This is a genomic window from Streptomyces sp. NPDC049577 (genome assembly GCF_040675635.1).
In the GTDB taxonomy this organism is placed as follows: Bacteria; Actinomycetota; Actinomycetes; order Streptomycetales; family Streptomycetaceae; genus Streptomyces.
This window is the reverse complement of sequence record NZ_JBFAPH010000597.1, coordinates 1-1,874: the sequence shown is the minus strand read 5'-3', so window position 1 is coordinate 1,874 and position 1,874 is coordinate 1. Positions and strand designations below refer to the sequence as shown.

The window sequence follows — 1,874 nt, the reverse complement described above, 5'->3', positions numbered from 1 at the left end:
GTAGGAGAGGTCGAGCACGCCCTGCGCGTAGGCGATCCGCTCCTGGCGCTCCGCCTCGGCCGCCGCGCGGGCCGCCGAGTCGTCCTCGCCGAGCAGCTCGGCCGCCTCGTCCAGCAGCGGCACGTCCGCGACGGTCCACGGGCCGTCCGCGCGGCGGACGGCGTCCGCGTCGGCGTCCGGCAGATGGACCGGATCGGCGAGGAAGTCGGCCACCAGCCGCTCGGGCGTGAGCGCGGGCCACAGCTCCTCGATCGCGGCGTGCACGGCCGCGTCGGCGGCGACGCCCTTGCCGAGCTGGGCGATGTCGTCCGGGCCGAGGAGGTTCGGCCCGCCGTACGGATCCGCGCCGATCCGGTCGGCCAGCTGCGCGGTGAGCGCGTCGATGACGCGGAACGCGAAGTACGGGCGGGCGAGGTTGTGCGGCAGCCCGGTCGCCCGGGCCGCGCGCCGTGCCTCCTCCGCGATCCCGGCGTCCAGCAGCAGCTCGCCGTCCTCGTGATCGATCACCATGGCCGGCTCGGGGAGCGTCTGCCGGTCCCGTACGAAGCGGGCCAGGGCCTCGGCCATGGCGGCCCGGCCCTTGACCTCGGCGGCCCGGGGCGTGTCGACGGCGGTCGCGGTCACGCCCGGGAACAGCTCGCCCGGTGTGGCGAGCAGGACGCCCGTCTCGCCGAGCGAGGGCAGCACCTCGCCGATGTAGCCGAGGAACGCCGGGTTCGGCCCGACGATCAGCACCGCCCGCCGGGCCAGCTGCTCGCGGTGCGCGTACAGCAGATAGGCGGCACGGTGCAGCGCCACCACCGTCTTGCCGGTGCCCGGGCCGCCCTCGACGACGAGCACGCCGCGGTGCGGCGCGCGGATGATGCGGTCCTGCTCGGCCTGGATGGTCTGCACGATGTCGTGCATCCGCCCGGTGCGCGCCGCGTCCAGCGAGGCCAGCAGCACGGCGTCCGCGTCCGAACCCTCGTGTCCCGTGCGGACGGTGTCGCTCAGGTCCAGGATCTCGTCGTGCAGGGCGGTGACCCGGCGCCGCTCGGTGGTGATGTGCCGCCTGCGGCGCAGCCCCATCGGCGTGTGCCCGGTGGCGAGGTAGAACGGGCGCGCCACCTCGGCCCGCCAGTCGACGACCAGCGGGGTGCGGTCCGGGTCGTCGCGCCGGATGCCGATGCGGCCGATGTGGTGGTCGCGGCCGTCGCGGAACGCCAGCCGGCCGAAACAGAGCCCGTTCTCCCCTGCGTCGAACGCGGCCAGGAGCCCCGAGCGTTCGGCCACCAGTACATCGCGCTCCAGCCGCGCCTGGAACGTGTTCCCGCCCGGCGCGAGGGCCTGACGCACCGCCGCCTCGGCCTCGCCCCGCAGTACGGCCAGCCGCTCGTAAAGCAGGTCGATGAATTCCTGCTCGTCACGCATTTCCTCGTTTGACAATTCGACTCCCGCCCCGATAGCATGTCCTCATAAGGCTTTCTCCTGCCCGCAATTGAATGAGGGCAGGAAATCTCCAATATACGTGGTGAATCACCTCGGACGTCAATGTGTCCGGGGTGATTTCTCTTTTCCGGGCCGGTTCTCGGGCCGGTTCTCGGGCCGGGTCCCGGGTCATCGGCGGACGGCACGCCGGGCAGCGCATTGTCCTGAACTGCTCCGCGAAGTCCGGTTGGCAGATCACAGATGGGTGTGGATCCCCGATGGAGGGCCGCCTACGCCGTTGACCAGCGGCAACGGTCATGTACGGTGCGTTTCACGGCCACACCGCGCTGTCCGGTCGCGACGGCCCGTCCCCACTTTTTTCAGGCCCAGAAGAGGTCTTCATGAAGCTTCGCCATGCCCTGGCGTCGGCGGCCGCCACGGCCGCCATAGCCCCGTGCGCCCTGCTC

1 protein-coding gene is annotated in these 1,874 nt (G+C 72.1%); it reads right to left on the bottom strand.

The window, feature by feature from the left end; all coding sequences use genetic code 11:
* On the bottom strand, nt 1-1,410 hold a 1,410-nt coding region (locus AB0K09_RS33085), incomplete at its 3' end, for a UvrD-helicase domain-containing protein (RefSeq protein ID WP_366069092.1).
* Between the last annotated feature and the right edge of the window lie 464 nt (nt 1,411-1,874).